The sequence below is a fragment of the Aeromonas sp. FDAARGOS 1416 genome (genome assembly GCF_019048085.1).
Lineage (GTDB): Bacteria > Pseudomonadota > Gammaproteobacteria > Enterobacterales > Aeromonadaceae > Aeromonas > Aeromonas veronii.
Genome location: NZ_CP077301.1, coordinates 2,201,836 through 2,222,624 on the forward strand (window position 1 = coordinate 2,201,836; position 20,789 = coordinate 2,222,624).

General features: G+C 60.4%; 17 protein-coding genes. 16 read left to right on the forward strand and 1 reads right to left on the reverse strand.

Translation table 11 applies throughout. From position 1 onward, the window contains the following. The first annotated feature begins 107 nt into the window (after positions 1-107). The 10 genes from I6L46_RS09695 to I6L46_RS09740 all read left to right on the forward strand — a co-directional run bounded on the left by I6L46_RS09695 (position 108) and on the right by I6L46_RS09740 (position 10,356). Positions 108-368 carry a GNAT family N-acetyltransferase gene (locus tag I6L46_RS09695; RefSeq protein ID WP_005337747.1) on the forward strand — a complete coding sequence of 87 codons (261 nt, stop codon included), beginning with the start codon at positions 108-110 and terminating at the stop codon, positions 366-368. Next, positions 355-945, forward strand: a complete 591-nt coding sequence (locus I6L46_RS09700; RefSeq protein WP_216977972.1) for a nucleotidyltransferase family protein — start codon at positions 355-357, stop codon at positions 943-945. The genes I6L46_RS09695 and I6L46_RS09700 overlap by 14 nt, the downstream gene beginning before the upstream one ends. Positions 946-1,016: 71 nt before the next feature. Then, complete coding sequence (locus tag I6L46_RS09705) at positions 1,017-2,840, forward strand: SulP family inorganic anion transporter (protein ID WP_021230679.1); 1,824 nt, start codon at positions 1,017-1,019, stop codon at positions 2,838-2,840. Between the two features lie 121 nt (positions 2,841-2,961). After that, positions 2,962-4,323 (forward strand): MATE family efflux transporter, encoded by a 1,362-nt coding sequence (locus I6L46_RS09710; protein ID WP_005361670.1) that lies wholly within the window; start codon positions 2,962-2,964, stop codon positions 4,321-4,323. After that, positions 4,320-4,931, forward strand: a complete 612-nt coding sequence (locus tag I6L46_RS09715; protein WP_005337761.1) for a hypothetical protein — start codon at positions 4,320-4,322, stop codon at positions 4,929-4,931. The genes I6L46_RS09710 and I6L46_RS09715 overlap by 4 nt, the downstream gene beginning before the upstream one ends. A gap of 276 nt (positions 4,932-5,207) precedes the next feature. Continuing rightward, positions 5,208-5,423, forward strand: coding sequence for a YdcH family protein (locus tag I6L46_RS09720; protein ID WP_005337763.1), 216 nt, complete (start codon positions 5,208-5,210; stop codon positions 5,421-5,423). Positions 5,424-5,585: 162 nt separating this feature from the next. After that, on the forward strand, positions 5,586-6,779 hold the full coding sequence (locus I6L46_RS09725; protein ID WP_216977973.1) for an extracellular solute-binding protein: 1,194 nt from the start codon (positions 5,586-5,588) through the stop codon (positions 6,777-6,779). Next, positions 6,776-8,914, forward strand: coding sequence for a diguanylate cyclase (locus I6L46_RS09730; protein ID WP_216977974.1), 2,139 nt, complete (start codon positions 6,776-6,778; stop codon positions 8,912-8,914). The genes I6L46_RS09725 and I6L46_RS09730 overlap by 4 nt, the downstream gene beginning before the upstream one ends. A gap of 139 nt (positions 8,915-9,053) precedes the next feature. Beyond that, positions 9,054-9,713 (forward strand): YceH family protein, encoded by a 660-nt coding sequence (locus I6L46_RS09735; RefSeq protein WP_201908959.1) that lies wholly within the window; start codon positions 9,054-9,056, stop codon positions 9,711-9,713. Between the two features lie 85 nt (positions 9,714-9,798). Further along, complete coding sequence (locus I6L46_RS09740) at positions 9,799-10,356, forward strand: HutD family protein (protein ID WP_216977975.1); 558 nt, start codon at positions 9,799-9,801, stop codon at positions 10,354-10,356. Positions 10,357-10,470: 114 nt separating this feature from the next. On the opposite strand, the gene azu is transcribed toward I6L46_RS09740, so the two are convergent. Then, complete coding sequence (azu, locus tag I6L46_RS09745) at positions 10,471-10,911, reverse strand: azurin (RefSeq protein WP_005337768.1); 441 nt, start codon at positions 10,909-10,911, stop codon at positions 10,471-10,473. A gap of 335 nt (positions 10,912-11,246) precedes the next feature. Here azu and I6L46_RS09750 point away from each other — a divergent pair, with 335 nt between their 5' ends. The 6 genes from I6L46_RS09750 (at position 11,247) to I6L46_RS09775 (ending at position 20,762) form a co-directional block, all read left to right on the forward strand. Next, the gene (locus I6L46_RS09750) at positions 11,247-12,293 is read left to right on the forward strand and encodes an FAD:protein FMN transferase (protein ID WP_216977976.1); all 1,047 of its coding nucleotides are present in this window, start codon (positions 11,247-11,249) and stop codon (positions 12,291-12,293) included. Between the two features lie 159 nt (positions 12,294-12,452). Then, positions 12,453-14,099 (forward strand): tetratricopeptide repeat-containing response regulator, encoded by a 1,647-nt coding sequence (locus I6L46_RS09755; RefSeq protein WP_216977977.1) that lies wholly within the window; start codon positions 12,453-12,455, stop codon positions 14,097-14,099. Positions 14,100-14,165: 66 nt separating this feature from the next. Beyond that, complete coding sequence (locus tag I6L46_RS09760) at positions 14,166-15,128, forward strand: ion channel (protein ID WP_216977978.1); 963 nt, start codon at positions 14,166-14,168, stop codon at positions 15,126-15,128. Positions 15,129-15,243: 115 nt separating this feature from the next. Continuing rightward, a complete protein-coding gene (gene xthA / locus I6L46_RS09765; RefSeq protein ID WP_005337776.1) occupies positions 15,244-16,050 on the forward strand; it encodes an exodeoxyribonuclease III in 807 nt (268 codons plus the stop codon). A 398-nt stretch (positions 16,051-16,448) separates the two neighbouring features. After that, the gene (locus tag I6L46_RS09770) at positions 16,449-17,648 is read left to right on the forward strand and encodes an efflux RND transporter periplasmic adaptor subunit (protein WP_031227697.1); all 1,200 of its coding nucleotides are present in this window, start codon (positions 16,449-16,451) and stop codon (positions 17,646-17,648) included. Positions 17,649-17,657: 9 nt separating this feature from the next. Beyond that, positions 17,658-20,762, forward strand: a complete 3,105-nt coding sequence (locus I6L46_RS09775; protein WP_040067925.1) for an efflux RND transporter permease subunit — start codon at positions 17,658-17,660, stop codon at positions 20,760-20,762. Positions 20,763-20,789: the final 27 nt, after the last annotated feature.

Consider the following 20,789-nt stretch of genomic DNA (forward strand, 5'->3'; position numbering starts at 1 on the left):
TGTCAAAGGGGGATGATATTGACCACGGGCTCTCATTATCTGTTCTATACCTTGGCTAACAGTTATGTTGTGCCGAGAGACCCAACTTTATGCCAGAGGTGCCCACCATGAGCGACATCATCCATCAGGCCAACCAGCAGCAGTTCATCTGTATGGTGGAGGGGAAAGAGTCGAGACTGCGCTACCGGCGGCTCGATGCCAAGACCATCGACGCCTACAGCACCTTCGTGCCCCCCGAGCTGAGGGTGCAGGGGATTGCCGATCAGCTGGCGCGCGCCTTCTTCAACTGGACTCAGGCGGAGGGGCTCACTATAGTACCGAGCTGCCGCTACATTGATGTCTGGTTACGCCGCAATGCCAACAACTGAACCTCTGAACTCCGCCCTCGAACAGCAATTCCAAGCCAAAACAGAAGCCCTGCTGCGGGCCGATCCGCAGCGGATGGCCTGCCTGCAAGCCGCGGCCGAGCTCAATCTGCCCGACTGGGCGCTGGGGGCCGGTTTTATCCGCAATCTCATCTGGGATCACCTTCACCACAAGGCGGTGCCCACCCCACTCAACGATATCGACCTTATCTACCTCGATAGCAGCGACCCGCAAGGGCTGGCCGAAGCAGAGCACGAAGCCTGGCTCGCCAAACGGCTGCCCGGCCAGCAGTGGGAGGTGCGCAATCAGGCCCGCATGCACACTCGCCAACTGGTAGCGCCATTTGCCAGCAGCCTTGAGGCGCTCAGCCACTGGGTCGAGGTGCCCACCTGCATAGGCGTGCGCCTGAATCAGGATGGCGAGTTCGAGTGGCTCGCCCCCTACGGCTTTGCCATAAACTGGTCGCTGCAAGTGAGTGCCAACCCCAGATGTCGTCAGGACAAACAGATTTTTACCCAGCGCATCAAGGAGAAACGCTGGCAGGCTATCTGGCCTGACCTTCAGGTAAACTGGCCATAACCTGATTGCAATCTTTCGATAACCTTGGGCACACTAGGGGAAAAGCTGGTTGTAACTCAATGGGTTAAATAATGCGCGATTTCTTCTCTCTCGAACGCTGGCTACCGGGCCTCGCCGCCCTGCTGCATTACCAGCGCGCCTGGTTGATGCCAGATCTTCGCGCCGGACTCTCGGTGGCGGCCGTGGCACTGCCCGTCGCCATCGCCTATGCCGAGCTTGCCGGGGTCGGCGCCATCGTCGGCCTCTACTCCTGCATCCTGCCCATGCTGGTCTATGCCCTGTTTGGCACCTCCCGCCAGCTGATCGTCGGCCCTGATGCCGCCACCTGTGCGGTCATCGCCGCCGTGGTGACGCCGCTGGCCGCAGGCGACCCCACCCGTCACTGGCAACTGGTAATGACCATGACCGCCATGACCGGCTTCTGGTGCCTGATTGCCAGCCGCTTCAAGCTGGGAGTGCTGGCGGACTTTCTCTCCCGCCCGATCCTGATGGGGCTGCTCAATGGTGTGGCCATCACCATCATGGTGGGCCAGCTCTCCAAGATCTTCGGCTTCACTTTCAGCGAACGTTACCTCATCGAGCGGATCGCCAGCGGGGCCACCTATATCACCCAGACCCATCTGCCTACCCTGGCCATGAGTCTGGTAGCCCTGCTCACCCTGCTGCTGGCCAAGCGCTACAAACCGGCATGGCCCTCCTCCATGGTGGCCATGGTGGTGACCGCTGCGCTGGTGTGGGGCTTTAATCTCGGCCAGTTTGATATCGCCACCCTGGGGACGGTGGGCTCCGGCCTGCCTGCGTTCCAGATGCCGGAATTTCCCCCCGGTCTGATGCGGGAGCTGGTGCTGCCTGCCCTTAACCTCGCCATGGTGAGCTTCGTCTCCATGATGCTGACCGCCCGCAGCTTTGCCGCCAAAAACGGTTATGAGATAGACGCGGACAAGGAGTTTCGGGCCCTCGGTATGGCTAACCTCGCCTCCGCGGTCTCGCAAGGCTTTGCCATCAGCGGCGCGGATTCACGCACCGCGGTCAACGACGCCAACGGCGGCAAGAGCCAGCTGGTCTCCATCATCGCTGCGGCGGTGATCGCCCTCATCACCTTCTATCTGACGGCGCCGCTCAAATATATTCCCACCGCCGCCCTCGGGGTGGTGCTGGTGATGGCCTCCCTGTCGCTCACCGATTTTCGCGGTCTCTGGGCCCTGCGCCACTCCGATCGATCCGCCTTCTGGCTGGCGCTGGTCACCTTTATCAGCGTGCTCACCATGGGAGTGATCCCCGGGATCACACTCGCCGTGTTGCTGGGGCTGTTCCAGTTCCTGCGCAATGTGATGCGCCCCACCGACCAGCTGCTTGGCATGGATGACGAGGGGGTAGTACGTACCCTGGGGGACAACGAACAGGCCAAGGCGATCCCGGGTATTCTGGTCTATCGCTTCAACTCACCGCTCACCTACTTCAATGCACCCTATTTCAAGCGGCGGGTGCTGGCCCTGCTGGTGCAGGATCCCCGAGCCCCCAAGTGTCTGGTGATCGATGCGGTCGCCTGCTTCACCCATCAGGACATCAGCGTGATGAGCATGGTGGGAGAGCTGCACAAAGAGCTGAAACGGCGCGGCATCCATATGGTGATGGCGGGTCGCCACGGCCAGATGACCCACTGGCTAAAGCAGGCAGGCGTGCGGGTGGGCGATGAAGGGATCATCCTCTGCCCCGATATGTATCAGGCGCTGCGCCTGACCCGCTGCTACCGCGAGCCGGTGTTCAAGGATGATGCGGTGGTGGAGAGCACCACTGATGCCATCCGCTCAAATTGGCCGCAGGATGATGCCCTGCCCGACTCGGCGCGCCTCACCTTGCCAAGCGAACAGGAGGCGGGCGCCACGCCTGCCTGATCCCTTGGCCTGCTCCCCTGGCCGGTGCAATCCTGCACAAGGATTGCACCGGCCTTGGCCTTGGTGTTAAATGCGCCCCCAGAGGGCACTCCCCCGTGCCCTCCCAGCTGTTGGACATGCCATGCAATCTCAATCCCACGCAGGCCCGGGCACGCTATTTGCGCTGACCTGGCCGCTCTTTATCGATCTCGCCCTGCACTTTCTGACCGGTGCCCTCAACACCTTCATGGTGGGTCACGTCTCCTATCAGGGAGTGGCCGCGCTGGCGGTCGGCAATCAGGTGTTCGATCTCGCCATCACATTGTTCAGCTTCGTCAGTATCGGTACCAGTGTGGTGATCACCCAGTATCTGGGGGCGGGCGATCGGGAGAAGAGTCGGGTGGTGATCCACACCGCCATCGGCTTCAACCTGCTGATCGGTCTGGTAGCCGCCATCGGCGTGATGGCGGGGGCCAGCACCATGCTGGCGCTGATGAACCTGCCTGCCAATCTGATGAGCGACGGGACGCTTTACTTGCAGATCATCGGTCTCTGCCTGTTACCGGAGGCCGCAGCCCTCTGTCTGGCAGCCACCCTGCGCGCTCACGGCCACACCCGTCAGGCGATGTATGTGACCCTCATCGTCAACCTCATCACCTTCGTCGGCAACCTGCTGCTGCTCTACGGCTGGTTCGGCCTGCCCCAGCTTGGCGTCGCCGGTGTCGCCATCAGCACGGTCGCGGGCCGACTGGTCGGCGTGGTGCTGCTGGTGTGGCTGGTAGCCCGCAAGACCGGCATTCGACTGGTGGTGCGCGATATCGTCCACCCCAGCCGGGAGATGCTCGGCAAGGTACTCCATATCGGCCTGCCGGCGGCGGGGGAGAACCTCTCTTGGATGCTGCAGTTTATGGTGGTGACAGCCTTTGTCGGACTGCTGGGGGACAAGGCGCTGGCGACCCAATCCTACTTCTTCCAGATCTGCCTGTTTATCCTGCTGTTTGGCCTCTCTATCGGCCTTGGCAACGAGATCATCATCGGTCATCTGGCAGGTGCCAGGCAGTTCGATCGCGCCTATCAACAGCTGCTCAAAAGCCTCAAGCTGGGGCTGGCAGTCACCTGCGTCATCGCCGTGGCGGCTGCCCTCAATGGCCGTACCATCATCAGCCTCTTTACCGATGATGCCGACATCATCACCCAGGTGGCGCAACTGTTTCTTATCAGCCTTATCCTCGAACCCGGCCGCACCTTCAATCTGGTGGTGATCAACGCCCTGCGGGCCACCGGGGATGCCCGTTTCCCCCTCTACATGGCGTTGCTCTCCATGTGGGGAATTGCCGTGCCACTCTCCTATTTCCTCGGTATCATGCAGGGTTATGGACTGGTCGGTATCTGGCTGGCGCTGGCCTGCGACGAGTGGGTGCGCGGTCTGGCCATGTTCTGGCGCTGGCGCAGTCGTCGCTGGCAAAACAAAATTCTTGTTGAAACAAAAGCGGAATCACAATGAAGAAGATAGGACTCTTGCTGGCTGCCATCCTGCTCAGCCCCCTGGCCATGGCGCAAACTGCCCCTGCCGCTCCCAAGGCTCAAGCCACCCAGACCTGGTATGTGGCCCCCATCGCCATCGATGAAACCAGCGACGCCCAGAAGGCGCTGACCAAGGACTTCATGGCCCAGATGATCAAGACCATCAAGATCAACGAGTACCAGACCGGCAAGGCGGTGGGCAACACCAAAAAGCCCAAGTGGCTGATCCGCACCAAGCTGATCCCCGCCAGCAACGAGCCGCTGGTCGGCAAGAAGCACCCGCAGGGTCTCACCTACGGCAAGGGCAATCCGACCCAGGAGATCGTCGGCGAGCTGTTGATGAACGGCACCCTGGTGGCCCACATCGGCCAGGGCTGGCGCGAGCCTATCGTCCCGGGCACGCCGGTGGCTGACAAACTCTCCATCGCCAACTATCGCTACGCCATCGGAGATCAGGCCAAGTCGGCGGATCTGGAGGAGCTGGCGGCCCAGATTGGCTTTGAGGCGGGCAAGGTGATCCACCGCGACGGCAAGCCGCTGCCCGAGAAGAAAAAGAAAAAAGAGCAGGCGGACGAAGAGAAAGAGTAACGTTGCCTGCATCCATAAGAAGGGGCCACTCGGCCCCTTTTTTGATCCTGCACCCTCACGCCAACACTGCCCCTGTTGTGACTTGTCGCACAGTTTGGCTCACCATTCAGATTGATAAATCACTTATCTTGTTTTGATTCAACAAGTTATAAATATCCCGCCGAATACTCCAAATCATTGCCCCCAAATCCGATCAGGATCACATTTATCCCCGGCACTAAGGGGTAGCTTTGGTCTTACAGGCACAATCAAACGAAACCAAGGAGGCTCCATTACATGTTCCCAGAGTACAGAGAACTCATCTCGAAACTGAAGAGCAGTGATGTCCATTTCCAGAAGAAGTTTGACTTGCACAACGACCTGGATGCGGAGATTAGAAAGTTGGAAAAGCATCACGCCAGCGACTATAGCGCCGAGGTGAGAGATCTGAAAAAACAGAAACTCAAACTGAAAGAGGAGATATACGACATCCTCAAACAACATCCACAATAGATGCCTCGAAGAATATGCGGATAAGCAATTTATCCCCCAGCCCGGCCCACGCGCCGGGCTTTTTGTTGTTTCAGTCAATTAGTTGACACCCGAGCCTACCGATCTTGCCGGTAGTTTGTTACATTTTTCCCTTGGAATTCAGGGAATAACGGTGATGATAACATGAGCAGAAAACGATCTTTTTATCATCTCTTGCTGCTTTGCCTGTTCGCATTGAGCCACCCCCTGCAGGCTCAGGAGCCTGAACTGGAGCTGTGGCACTCCCAGCAAGCCGGTTACGTGATCGACGACGTGATCGCCCGCTTCAATCAGGAGGGGAACCACAGAGTGCGGGTCACCCAGATTGAGCCGGGCAAGATCAAGGCGGATCTCCTGCTGGCAGCTCAGGCCAGGGGGCTGCCCGACCTGATGCTAATCCCCTCCGATTTTATCGGCCTCTATCGCCAGATGACCCTCGCTCCCCTCCCGGCCGAGTGGTTTTCCCCCGCGCTGAGGGCCAGCGCCTTGCGTTATGTCACCCTGGATCGGCAACGCTGGGGCATGCCCATGATGCAGGGCAACCATCTGATGCTGTTTTACAACAAGGCGCTGGTCTCGACTCCGGTGACCCAATGGCAGCAACTGACTGCTATCACCCCGGCCCTCAAGACCAAGGGGGCCTACCCCGTCAGCTGGCCCTATCACGACATGTACTACTTCGCCGCCTTTTTACACACCTTTGGCAGCTCGCCGGTGACCGAAGGGCGCATCACCCTCGACAACCCGGCCATGGTGCAGGCGCTGGAGGCCTACCGCACCGTCGCCAGCGAACAGTGGGTCGATCCCGAGTGCGACTATGACACCGCCCTCGCCCGCTTCAATGAGGGCAAGAGCGCCTACCTCATCAATGGGGACTGGGCCTTCAATGACCTGGTGAAGAATATGGGGGATAAGCTGGGCGTTGCCCTGCTGCCCCGCTGGCAAAGCCATCCCATGCACTCCATGAGCGGCGCCTACGTAATGGGAGCCTCCCGCTGGGCGATGGACGATGAGGATCGGCAACCCGTCATCAAGGCATTGATGGCCTTTATCCAGCGTCAGGATATTCAACAGTTCATCTATCATCAGGGGGCGCTGCTGCCGGTCAATCAGCAGGCTTTTACCGCCATCAGCCGCCGTCCCACGCCTCAGGAAAAAGTGCTGCTGGAGCAGTTCACCCTCAGTACCCCCATGCCCTCCGACAGCGCCATGTCCATCGCCTGGCAAGCAATGGAGAAAGGGTTCGAGCGCTTTAAAGAGGGGATCAGTGCCGCCGACACCGCCCGCTATATGCAGCAGCTGGCCGATCAGCAGTACCGGCAGGTCAAAGCACCATGAAACATCGCACCTTTCGGCTCGGCCCGACCCTCATCATCATCCTGTTCACCGTCGCCCTGCTGCCGGCGCTGCTGGCCAGCACTGTGTTGCTGATCCGCCAGCACCAGATCATCGCCCAGAGCGAGCAGTCGCAGCTGGAGCGGGCCCTCACCAGCATGACCCGCGAGGCCCGCTTTCGCAGCGAGCTGATCGGCACCCAGATCAATCAGCTCAGCCAGGATCGGGTACTCCATCAGGCCCTCGACAACTTTCTCTTCTCCAGCCATGCCCGGCTGGCACTGGCCACCTTTATAAAATCCAACAGCCTGCTGACCTCGGCCTACCTCATCGATGACAAGGGGTTGGTGGTGGAGTACATCAATGGCCAGGCCTCCCACCTCGAGTCGAGCGACCTGATGCCGCAGCTGATGGCCTGGGGCAAGACCCGCGAGGCAAAACAGGGCAAGCATCTGCTGCTGCCCGTCGATGATCCCGTGCTGGTCGACGACATGGAGCAAAACCGCAGCGGCGGGCTGGCGCTGGTAGCCCCCATCTATCGCAACCACCAGCGCGCAGGGGTGATGCAGACCCCTTCCGGCTTCGTGATGGCCATTCTCCCCTGGCGGCAGATGGCCCAGTTACTGGAACCCTATCTCAAGGGAAGCGAATATCTGGTGATCTCTCAGGGCGAGAACCGTCTTTACGAAGGGGCTCACCAGAACGCCAACGCCATGGATGACAGGGAGCCAAGCAAGTTGGCGCAGCCCCTGGCCATTGGCTGGCCCCAGCTGGAGCAAGAGATCACCCCCACCATCACCCTCTACAGCTACAGCAATGACAGGGTCAGCGAGCTCAACAAATCCCAACAGCTGCTGACCGTCAGCATCGCCGTCATGTTGCTGCTGGTGGCCATCGGCTGCGTCTGGCTCACCCGCTGGCTCACCCGACCGCTGCGCTCGCTGGCCGCGCTGGTGCGCAGCTATGGCAAGGGCAACTACCAGCAACGGCAGGCGCCGCTGCGCTTTGTGGAGTACGACGAGGTGCGCCAGTTGCTGCAGGAGATGGCCAGCACTATCTCGGATCAGGTGCGGGCGCTCTATCAGCAAAATGAACAGCTGCAGCAGGCCAATAGCGAGAAAGAGGCCTTCAACCAGCGGCTGCTCGGCTTCAACGACGAACTGGAGCAAGAGGTTGCCTCGCAAACGACCGCCCTGCGCTCGGCCCTGAGCCGGGAGGAGCGCAGCCGCCATATCCTGCAATCCTGGCTGCAGTTCGGTCTGCACCAGCAGCTGGATATCGATATTGCCGAGCTGGCCAGCTCCGCCCTGCTGCAGCTCTCGCAGCTCTATCCCGGCCACCGCTGGGGACTGGTGATCCGCCGCGATGGCCAGCCTCACTACTCCCTGACCCAGGGGGTCGATGCCCCCTTGCGGGATGCCTTGCAGGAGAAACTGGCTCAACTGATGGATGAGGAGGTCAAACACTCCGAATGCCAGTGGGATGACGCTCTCTGGAAGATCATGACCCTGCCCGGCAGCCAGAGCGGCGTGCTGTTTGGTTATCTGATGGTAAGCGCAGAAGGGCTGGAGTCCGAAGACAGGGCCATCTTGCGGCTGTTTGCCAAGCAGTTGGCGGTGGGCATCGAGGGGCGCCTCTTCACCGACGAGCTGGCGCGGGTCGCCCGCACCGACAACCTCACCGGGCTGCCCAACCGGCAGGCGTTCGAAGAGGCTTTCCATCACTATCAGGCGGTGCTGGCACGCCATCCCGAGCGTCACCTCGCCCTCTTCATGCTCGATCTCAACGGCCTCAAGCGTACCAACGACCAGTATGGGCACGAGGCTGGCGACGCCCTGCTGATCCAGATGGCTCGCCAGCTGCGCACGCTGTGCCGTCAGGATGAGAAGATTTTCCGCATCGGCGGCGACGAGTTCGTCCTGCTGGCGGAGGCGGATCACCTCGCCAGCCAGCAGCTGGCAGGCAGGTTGGAGGCAAGCCAGCAGCACGCCATCGTGCAGCATGGGGAGCACAGCTTCCCGCTGCGTTTTGCCATCGGCTGGAGCAACAGCGACCAGACCCCACTGGCGGAGCTGAGCCGGGTGGCTGACGATGCCATGTATGCCAATAAGGCGCGCTTCTATCAGGGGCAGCGATAAAAAGCGGAGGTCTGTAGCGTTGGCGAGCCTTTCGCCAACCCCCTGATCAGCTCGCAAAAATGGCGCGCAACGCTAGACGCGGCGCGGACCATGACTAAGATAGGGGCTCTTGATGTCTCGATTTGGAAGGGAGTAGGAAATGGAGTTAGTACTTGGCCCGCTGGAAGCCCGCGTCATCGGCTGTCTGATTGAAAAAGAGATCTGCACCCCGGATCAATATCCCCTCTCCCTTAATGCACTGGTCAACGCCTGCAACCAGAAGAGCAACCGCGAGCCGGTGCTGGAGCTCTCCGAGCTCGATATCCGCGCCGTGGTAGACGAGCTGATCCGCAAGCGGCTGGTGGTCAACACCGCCGGCTTCAACGCCCGGGTGCCCCGCTATCAGCACAGATTCTGCAACACCGAATTTGGCGAGCTGAAATTCAGTGCCCAGGAGCTCGGCATCGTCTGCGAGCTGCTGCTGCGCGGCCCGCAAACCCCTGGGGAGCTGCGCTCGCGCACCAACCGACTCTGCAGCTTCGATGATGTCACCGAGGTAGATGCGGTGCTGACCCAGCTTATCGAGCGTGGCCCCTACGTGGTCAAGCTGCCGCGCGAGCCGGGCAAGCGCGAATCCCGCTACGCCCACCTGTTTAGCGGCGAAGTGGATATTCAGGCGATGATGGATGCCGCTCCCGCCGCGGCCTATGCCTCTCCTGCCGCCGACCGTCTGAGCGAGCTGGAGCAGGAGGTAAACGAGCTCAAGAGCCGTCTCGCCGCCATGGAAGCTCGGCTGGCTGCGCTGGATAGTCAGGGCTGATCGCCTTTACCATCGCCAATCTCTATCAGGGAGCCGGGGCTGATGTCCCCGGCTCCCTGCGTTTTTTTATCGTGAGGAAGTGCCCGTGATCACCCTGATTAAAGAGTCTGACCACCAGAAGATGCCTTGGAAAAACCAGCAGGGCACTACCAGCCAGATCCTCATCTCCCCCAAGGGAAGCAGCCTTGCCAAACTCGACTTTGACTATCGACTGAGCTCGGCCCCCATCAAGAGCGCGGGTCCCTTCTCCCCCTTTCCCGGCTATCAGCGCATTTTGCTGCCGGTAAGCGGGGCAGGCTTTGTGCTCAACGGCCACCCCTACGCCACCTTCGAGGCGGCGCACTTTAGCGGCGATGAGGAGACCCACTGCGAGTTGCTGAAAAAAGAGGTGACCGATCTGGGGCTTATCTACCATCCGGATCGCATCAGCGCCAACGTGCGGGTGCTGAACCTCCCCTTTCCGCTGACCCTTACCCTCGAGCCAGAGAAGACCTACCTCTGTCACCTGCTGAGCGGCCAGCTGGCCGTGCAGGGCAAAGAGGTGGCCATCAACGAGACGCTGGTGGTGACCGGTGAAAAGAGCATTCACTTCGAATGCCAGAAGAAGACCGCCATCGCCTTCTTTACCCTGCTGGCCAAATAGCGCAAAAGTCGGCGGTGTGCAGTCATGCCACGCCACACACAAACAGCAGAGATGAAAAAGCCGGGAAATCCCGGCTTTTGCTATTGAGGCAACCGGCTCGTGCCGGTCAGCACCTTAGTTGACCTTGAAGGAGCCCTTCATCATGGCGAAGTGGCCGGGGAAGGAGCAGAAGAAGGTGAGATCCTTGCCCGCCAGACCGTCGGTCTTGAAGGTGACGCTGCTGCTCTCGCCACCGCCGATCAGCTTGGTGTGAGCCAGTACACGGGGATCATCCTTGGGCAGATAACCGTTCTCGGCCCCGGCGCTCATCCCGGCAGTCGCCACGGTCTGATAGTCGGCGGTGCTGGCCAGCACCCAGTTGTGGCCCATGGCGGTCACGGGCAGCTTGCCGGTGTGATTCAGGGTGACCGTCACCTCCTTGCAGGTGGCCGGCACGCTCATCTCTTTGAGGTTGTACTGCATGGCATCATTGCCTTCGATGACCAGTGCACACTCATCCGCCAGCACGGGGGCAGCCAGGGTACTCAGAAACAGCAGGGTAATCGCCTTTTTCATCATCTTCTCCTTTGATTGGCAATGGATGGCAACGACTTGGCGGATGCGGTGAACGCTTCGCAAAGATGCCGTCTAAATCGACCTTCATTTTACTCAATTGTCTTCAATCGGCTATGGCTTTTGGCTAAAGCTGCGGGCCAGGTCACCAGACGGTGCTCTACTCGCCACTATCTCCCTCACGGATGGACGATACGACCCACTCCCGCCACAGGTTCAAAAATGTTTAATTTTTTCTGCCCTTTTCCCTCCTATTGGCCCTATCAGGGCTCGCCCGAAGGGCGCCCCTTGGCTAAGCTAGCGCCCCGATATGAACCTTCTCCAGATGAGAGCGCCGGATGATTGCGATAACCCCCATGGCAGCCATGCGCGGCCTGCTGCTGACCCTGCTGCTGGCGCTGGCCGGCTGCCAGCCCACCCCGCCTGCCCAGACCCGTATTCAGGGCAAGACCATGGGCACCTACTATGTGGTGACCCTGAGCGATAGTTATCCCGGTGGGGAGCCCGCCCTCAAAAGTGACGTAGAGAGCCTGCTAGCCCGGATGAACAAAGAGATCTCCACCTACGATCCGGGTTCGCTCATCTCCCGTTTCAATCAGGGGCCCGCCAACACCCCGTTTGCCATCCCGCCCGCCATGGCCATCATAGTCCAGCAGGGGATGGATGCCGGTAAGCTGACCGACGGCAAGCTGGATGTGACCGTGGGGCCTCTGGTCAATCTATGGGGCTTTGGCCCGGACAAACGGCCGGTCAAGCGGCCCGATGAGGCAGCCATCGCCGCCGCCCGCCACAAGGTAGGGATCGACAAGCTGACCCTGACCCCGCAAGGGGATCACTTCCTGCTCGAAAAAACGATCCCGGATCTCTATCTCGACCTCTCCACCCTTGGCGAAGGGGCGGCATCGGATGAAATCGCCACCCTGCTCGAGGGCAAGGGGGTACACAACTATCTGATCGAAGTGGCCGGTGCGGTGCGCAGCAAGGGCAACAACAGCAAGGGCTCGCCATGGAAAGTGGCCATCGTCGAACCTTCCGATCAGCCGGGGGCGTTTTCCGATATCGTCATCCCCAACGGCATGGCGCTCAGCACCGCGGGCAGCTATCGCAACTACTACGAGCTGGATGGCCAGCGTTACTCCCATATCATCGATCCCGCCACCGGCCAGCCGGTCACCCACAAGCTGGTCTCCGCCAGCGTCATCACCCCGACCGCGCTGGAGGCCGATGCCCTCGATACCGCGCTGATGGTGATGGGACCTGAAGCGGGGATGACATTTGCCAAGCAGCACCAGCTGGCGGTCTATCTCATCATCAAGACCGAACAGGGGTTCAAGGCCGAGTACACGCCGCAATTTGCTCCCTATCTGGCAGAGAAAAAACGGTGAGTTCAAGGCCCTGGCAACAGGGCCTTTCTCTTTCACTCATCGCGGGCAAAAGGCGGACAAACGGAGATGGTTCGCAATCGACAACTTGGCCAATTGCCTCTTCGGGCGCTTTGGTGGCACACTTTCTCCCATCAGCCCGCAGCGCCTCGACCCAGACAGATGCAGACACCTGAACAAGAGCCAGAGAAAAAGAGCCCAGCCAAGCCACAACGCATTCTGATGGTCAATGAGCAGCGCTCGTTTCAGGTGATGATGAAGGCGATGCTGCTCAATCTGGGTATCAGCAACATCACCTACTCCAATACCGCCGAGGATGCGCGGCGCCGCTGCCAGAAAGGCAGTTTCGACATCTATCTCATCGATTACGATCTCGGGGTTGGCGAGAATGGCCGCCAGCTGCTCGAGAGCCTGCGCGACAAAGATCTGATCCCGCCCCAGAGCGTGGTGATCATGGTGAGTGGCGACAGCTCCCGCGCCATGGTACTGAGCGCGCTGGAAGCCGAGCCCGACGAATACCTGATGAAGCCCTTCTCTCAGGAGCAGTTCTCGTTTCGCTTGAAGCGTGCCCTCGCCCGGCGCAACGCCCTGGCCAGCGTCTTTACCGCGCTGGCCGATGACAATCTGGCAGCCCTCATTACCGCCTGTGCCGAGCGGGCCGATGCGGTGCCCCGTTTTGCCAACTACTGCCGCTGCCTGCAGGCCGATACCCACCTCAAGCTGGGTCAGGCGCAGGAGGCGCGCTCCCTGATGCGCCAACTGCTGGCCGGGCAGGAGAACAGCTGGGCCCGCCTGACGCTGGGCAAGGCGTGCAACACCCTGGGGCTCCACGAAGAGGCGGTCAGCCATCTGCAGGCGACCCTCAAAAATACCCCGCTGATGGTGGAGGCTCACCTCTGGCTGGCAGAATCCCTGCTGGCCCTTGGCAATGACGAGCAGGCGCAGCAGGAGCTCAGACGGGCGGTGGATATCTCCCCCCAGTCGGTGCAACTCTCCCGTCGGCTGGCGGAGGTGTGCCTGCAGCGTCACGACTACGCCCAGGCCAAGGATGTGCTGATGTCGCTGATCGACCTGTCACGCAACTCCATTCACCGCACGCCCCATTATCTGGGGGCCTATATCCAGACCCTGACCCTCTACGCCCTCAACAGCAACGACAGCTACCACATCGCCAACCTGCAAAAGCAGGTCAATTCGGCCCTGTCGCGCATCCGCGATTCGCTGATGATGTCGGAGTTCAACTACCCGGTGTTCGAGCAGATCTGTCAGGCCCGGGTGCAGATTGCGCTGGGGGAGCTGCTCAAGGGCAAGAAGATGCTCTATCGCGCTAATCAGAACTGGCTCGATGAACCGGCCACCATGCCCCCCGTCCTGCTTGGTGAGACCATCCTTGCCCTCTACCAGCTCGGCGAGTTTGAATATGCCGAAAGCCTGCAGGGGCTGCTGGCAGAGGACGAAGATCGGCTGCTCACCACCTGCATTCAGGCAACCCGCGATGACAAGACGGTGCTGGAGCGGCGTCAGCGTTACCAGCAGCTCAACGATCTGGGGATCAAGGCCTATCAGAGCGGCGAGCTGGAGCAGGCCCTCGGCCATTTTCGCGAGGCCCTGCGCCGCGCTCCCGCCAATACCGGTGCGGCTCTCAACAAGATCCAGGTGCTGCTGCAACTGATGCAGAAAAACCGCAAGAGCCCGGAGTTTGGTGCCGAGTGCAAAGACACCCTGGACGTGCTCGACGGCATCCCCCTCAACCCGGCCCAGCAGGAGCGTTTTCGCAAGCTGCGTCAGGAGTTCAACCAGTTCAGCTAAGACGCCGCCACGCCCCCTTTTCCCCGCCTATGCTGAAACCAGTTCGGCAATGCGAGGGAAACGAAGATGGCGATGTGTCGTTATCTGGTGGCCGATGGCCGCCACTGCAGTGAAGAGGCTGGCGAGCACGATCTCTGCCACTGGCATGATCCCCACCATACCCATCAGGAAGCCCGCAGCGCCGAGGCGCTTGAACAGTACGTTCGCGCTGGCGGACTCTGCCACGGCCTGCAGCTGGCACGGGCCAATCTGGCGGGCCTCAATCTGGTCAACAAGGAATCCGATCAGGGATTTTTGCTGGAGCAGTGCAACCTATATCGCGCCAACCTGCGCGGTGGTCACCTCTACGGCCTGCGCATGAAGGGCGGCAGCCTGATGAAGGCCGATCTCAGTGATGCCAACCTCCAGTGCGCCACCCTCGATGACGTCAACCTGCTCGGCATCCGCTGGCACAACACCCGGCTCGACAACATGCAGACCGGCAAACGGGTGATGCAGGATCGCAAGGGGCGCCGCGAACGGGATCCCAAACAGGCGCGCATCTGGTTCAAGGAGGCGGAAGAGACCTACCGGGATCTGCGCAAAGCCTCCGAGGCACAGGGGATCTTCACCATGTCCGGCAACTATATCCAGCAGGAGCTCACCATGCGCCGCCTGCAACTGCCGTTCTGGTCGACCCAGCGTTTTACCTCCTGGGTGGTCGATCTCTTCTGCGGCTATGGCGAGGCCCCGATGCGGGTGGTGCTCTTCTCGTTGCTGCTCATCTTTATCTGCAGCATTTTTTACTTCTTCTGCGGACTGCATTTTCAGGGCGAGCACCTCATCTACCAGCCCGGTGCCCCGCTCGAGCAAAATGCCATCTTCCTGCTCGAATGCCTCTACTACAGCGTGGTCACCTTCACCACATTGGGGTACGGCGACTTCACTCCGGTCGGGCTCTCCAGGATCTTCGCCGCCTTCGAAGCCTTCACCGGCAGCTTTACGCTGGCGCTGTTTGTGGTGGTATTCGTCAAAAAGATGACCCGCTGACACCTCTGCCCACCCCGCGGTGCCTGCCACTGATGTAGGCCCGCGGCCAAACTTGCATCCACCGCCGATTCCTAGTCCAATAGCCACTTATAAAAATGACATGAGCATCCCGGACATGAAGATCATCTCTTTCAATATCAACGGCCTGCGCGCCCGTTTGCACCAACTGCAAGCCATCATCGACAAGCACCAGCCCGATGTGATCGGCCTGCAGGAGATCAAGGTGCACGATGAAGCATTCCCGCTGGCCGATGTGGAAGCCATGGGCTATCACGTAGAGTTTCACGGCCAGAAGGCCCACTACGGGGTCGCCATCATGAGCAAGCAGAAGCCGGTCAAGGTGGAGAAAGGCTTCCCCACCGATGACGAAGAGGCCCAGCGCCGGATGATCATGGCCACCTTCGAACGTGAAGACGGCTCTCTCATCAAGGTGATGAACGGCTACTTCCCGCAGGGTGAAAGCCAGGATCACGAGACCAAGTTCCCGGCCAAGCAGAAGTTCTACGAGGATCTGCAGCACTATCTGGAGACCAACCACACCCCGGACGACCAGCTGGTGCTGATCGGGGATATGAATATCTCCCCCACCGATCTCGACATCGGCATCGGCGAGGCAAACCGCAAACGCTGGCTGCGGGATGGCAAATGCTCCTTCCTGCCCATCGAGCGCGAATGGATGGAGCGACTGAAAGGGTTCGGCCTGACCGACACCTTCCGCGCCGCCAATCCCACCGAGTGCGAGCGTTTCTCCTGGTTTGACTACCGCTCCAAGGGATTTGACGAGAACCGTGGCCTGCGCATCGACCTCATCATGGCCTCCGACGCCCTCAAGGACAAGGTGACCGAGACCGGCATCGACTACGAGCTGCGCGGCATCGAGAAACCCTCCGACCACGCCCCCATCTGGGCCTGCTTCGCCTGATGCGGCGCAAGATTAACCGATGAGTCGCGACGAATTCGTAAACTGTGAAGCGGCTCGCGGTTGCCTGCGATAAAAGGGCGTAAAAAAAACCATCCAGACAAGGTGCCTTATGGCACCTTATTTTTTGCAGCAAGGAGTGGCTGGCGTGATACGGTTGCAAAGAGCCCGAGCCCGGGATGAACATCCCCGAAGACCCCCGTCCATATCGGAAAAGTCAGACTTTTTTCGTCAATCGGCAACCCTAATTGCCACTTTGAGAAGGTTGTGTTCAAGGTTGCCGACCTATCATCTCCCATTCCAATCATAAAGAAGTTGTTTTTTTAATCATGAAGTTAATGATGTGTATGGAGAAACATGCTGAACGCAGCAGCCGAAATCGATCCAACAGGAGTGTGATGATGAAGGTGTCCAATGCCGGAAGAGAGGTTTACAAACGCAGCTTGCTGACCCTGGCGCTGATCAGCGGTCTGAGTGCCTGTGGCGGCGAGACGACCCAGACGGCACAGACCATGCCCGCCGTCCCTGTGGTGGTCGCCGAGGTCAAGCTGACCGATGTGCCGCTCACCACCGAGATGGTGGGAGAGACCGCCGGTTTTCGCGAGATTGATGTGCGCTCCCGGGTCAGTGGCATCCTGCTCAAGCGCACTTATGTAGAAGGCCAGCCGGTTACCGCCGGTCAGGAGCTGTTTCTGATTGACCCTGAGCCCTACAAGGTGGCACTGGAGCAGGCCAAAGGGACTTTGGCTCAGGAGCAGGCCCGTCTCAACAAGGCCCGTGCCGACCGGGATCGCATCATTCCCCTCTTCAAGCGTCAGGTGGTGAGTCGCAAGGACTATGACGACACCATCGCCAACTACGAAGCGGCCATCGCCAGTCATCAGGCCGCTCAGGCCAAGGTGAAAGAGGCGGAGCTCAACCTCAGCTACACCCAGGTGACTGCCCCCATCAACGGCATGGCGAGCAAGAGCTCCCAGTCCGAGGGGAGCCTTATCTCCACCAGCGGCGACAACGGCCTGCTCACTACCATCACCCAGTTTGATCCGCTCTACGTCAACTTCTCCTACTCGGAGCAGGATCGCCTCAACTTCGAAAACTCGGTAAAGAAAGGGGTGATTGAGGCGAAGGATGCCACCACCTGGCGCACCCATATTCGTCTGGCCGATGGCTCCCTCTATCCGGAGGCGGGCAAGCTCAACTTCTCCGACAACCGGGTCGATCCGCAGACCGGCACCATCCGTGCCCGGGCCATCTTCGACAACAAGGACGGCGTACTGCTGCCGGGCCAGTTTGTCCGCATGACCATCGATCTGGGCACCCGCAAAAACGCCATCGTGGTGCCGCCCCGCGCCATCGTGCAGTCCCAGGCTGACCGCATGGTGATGGTGGTCGATGCCGACAACAAGGTAGTGCCCCGTCCGGTGACACTGGGCGCGGCAGTCGACTCCGGCGTGCTGATCGAGAGCGGCCTGCAGGCAGGTGAGCGCTATATCGTCGAAGGCTTGATGAAGGCTCGCCCGGGCGCCGTGGTGAAACCTGTCTCTGCCGACGAGATGAAAGCGATCACCGGCAAGGTGGTCAGCCAGTCTGCGGCCAAGTAAGGAGCCCGTATGTTTTCCAAGTTCTTCATAGAACGTCCCATCTTCGCCAGCGTGATTTCGATCATTATCGTGCTGGGCGGGTTGGCGGCGATGCGAGCGCTCCCCATCGAGCAATATCCCCAGATCACCCCGCCGGTGGTCTCGGTCACGGCGTTTTATCCGGGCGCAACCCCGGAGGTGATCTCCCAGACCGTGGCTGCGCCGCTGGAGCAGCAGATCAACGGCGTCGAGCGGATGATCTACATGCAGTCGGGGTCGGCCTCCAACGGCCAGATGAACCTCAACGTCTACTTCGAGATCGGCACCGATCCGGATCAGGCCACCATCAACGTCAACAACCGGGTCTCGGCCGCCATGGCCCAGCTGCCGGAAGAGGTGAAAAAGCAGGGGGTGACGGTCAAGAAGAAATCGACCTCCATCCTGCAGGTGGTCACCCTCCAGTCACCGAACGGCTCGTTTGATACCACCTATCTGTCGAATTACGCCCTGCTCAACATCATCGACGAGCTCAAGCGGATTCCCGGCATCGGTGATACCACCTTGTTTGGCGGTACCGACTATGCGATGCGTATCTGGCTGCGGCCGGATCGACTGGCCCAGCTCGAGCTCACCCCGAGCGACGTGATCGGCGCCATTCGCGAGCAGAACACCCAGTTCGCGGCAGGCAAGATCGGTGCCCAACCCACCACGGCCCCCATCGACTTCACCTACACGGTGCAGACCAAGGGGCGCCTTGAGGATGTGAAGGAGTTCCAGAACATCATCGTCCGCTCCATGCCCGATGGCTCCAAGATCCGGGTCCGCGATGTCGCCCGGGTCGAGCTGGGGGGCAAGGATTATGATCTGGTCGCCCGCGCCAACGGCAAACCGGCCATCGGTATTGCCACCTATCTGCAACCGGGCGCCAACGCCGTCGCGGTCGCCGATGCGGTGCATGCCACCATGGAGCGACTCAAGGAGCGCTTCCCGCAGGATATCGAGTACCAGATCCCCTACGACACTACCGAGTTCGTGAAGATCTCCATCGAAGAGGTGGTACACACCCTGTTCGAGGCAATCGTACTGGTATTCGTGGTGGTCTACCTGTTCCTGCAAAACTTCCGCGCCACCCTGATCCCCTGTATCGCGGTGCCGGTGTCGCTCATCGGGACCTTCGCCGGCATGCTGGTGCTCGGTTTCTCCATCAACCTGCTGACCCTGTTCGGCATGGTGCTCGCCATCGGTATCGTGGTAGATGACGCCATCGTGGTGCTCGAAAACGTCGAGCGGATCATGAGCGAGAAGAAGTGCTCCGCCAAGGAGGCGGCCATCCTCGCCATGCAGGAGGTCTCCGGTCCGGTGGTCGCCATCGTGCTGGTACTCTGCGCCGTGTTCCTGCCGGTCGCCTTTATGGGCGGCATGACAGGGGTGATGTACAAACAGTTTGCCATCACTGTCGCGGTCTCGGTCGCCATCTCCGGTCTGGTGGCACTGACCCTCTCCCCGGCCCTCTGTGCCGTGTTGCTGAAAGAGGGACATCACAAACCGGCCCGCTTCTTCGTCTGGTTCAACGAAAAATTTGACCAGCTGACCCGCGGCTATGTACGCGGTGTGGCCTTCCTGAACCGTCGGGTGGGGGTCGCCTTTGCCATCATCGGCGTGCTGATCCTCTCCATCTACGGCCTCTTCCTGAAAGTGCCGGGCGAACTGGTACCGAACGAAGATCAGGGCTACCTCATCTCCGCCGTCATGCTGCCGGATGCGGCCGCGATGAGCCGAACCCAGGCAGTGGCGGATCAGTTCGACAAGATCGCCATGGCCAACCCCCATGTGAAGGATGTGATCACCTTCTCGGGCTTTGACATTCTCTCCAATGCCATCATCAGCAACAGCGGCATGACCTTCATTACCCTGAAGGACTGGAGCGAGCGTCAAGGGGCCGGGCAGGACTCCTTCTCACTGGCCAAGACCTTCCAGGGCTTGAGCCTGATGGGACTGGCGGATGGCTTTGTCGCCTCCTTCAACCCGCCTCCCATTCAGGGGATGTCCACCACAGGTGGCCTTGAGGCCTATCTGCAAAACCGTGGCACCGGCAACGCCCAGGCCTTCTCCGGCGAAGTGCAGCGCTTCCTCGAAGCGGCCAAGGCGCGCCCGGAGTTTGCCAGCGTCACCAGCACCTACCGCGCCAACGTGCCACAGGTCTATCTCGACCTGGATCGCGAAAAAGCCAAGGCGCTGGGGCTGCCGATCAACGCGGTATTCGACACCATGCAGGCCACCTTCGGTCAGGTCTATGTCAACGACTTCAACCAGTTCGGCCGTACCTACCGGGTGCAGTTGCAGTCCGAGGCAGACTATCGCGCCAAGAAGAGCGACATCCGCAATGTCTATGTCCGCTCCGACAAAGGGGAGATGATCCCGCTCAGCAGTCTGGTGACGGTGCGTGATGCCACCGGCCCCGAACTGGTCGAACGCTTCAACATCTTCCAGGCCGCCAAGATCATGGCCCAGCCCGCCCCCGGCTACAGCTCGGGTCAGGCCATCGCCGCGCTGGAAGAGGTTGCTAATGAAGCTCTTGGCAACGACGCCAAGCTGGAGTGGACCGGCTCCGCCTATCAGGAGAAAGCGGCCGCAGGCAGCGCAGGCATGGCCTTTGGTTTCGGTATCGTGATGATCTTCCTCATTCTGGCTGCCCAGTATGAACGCTGGAGCCTGCCGTTTGCGGTGATCACCGCGGTACCGTTCGCCCTGTTCGGTGCCCTGCTCGCCACCTGGCTGGTGGGGCTGACCAACAACGTCTACTTCCAGATCGGGCTGGTGACCCTGGTCGGCCTTGCCGCCAAGAACGCCATCCTGATCGTGGAGTTCGCGGTGATGAAGCACGAAGAGGGGATGAGCCTCATCGAGTCGGCACTGGAGGCGGCGCGCCTGCGTTTCCGTCCCATCGTGATGACCTCGCTCGCCTTCATCCTCGGCTGTGTGCCGTTGGTCACCTCCAGCGGGGCCGGTGCGGCAAGCCGTCACGCCCTCGGCTGGCCGGTCATCGGCGGCATGCTGGCGGCCACCTTTATCGCCATCTTCTTTATCCCGCTCTTCTTCCGCCTCATCATGAGAGGATCGGAAAAAAGGGCCTGACTATTCCGGTAAAGCTCACCAAGCCCC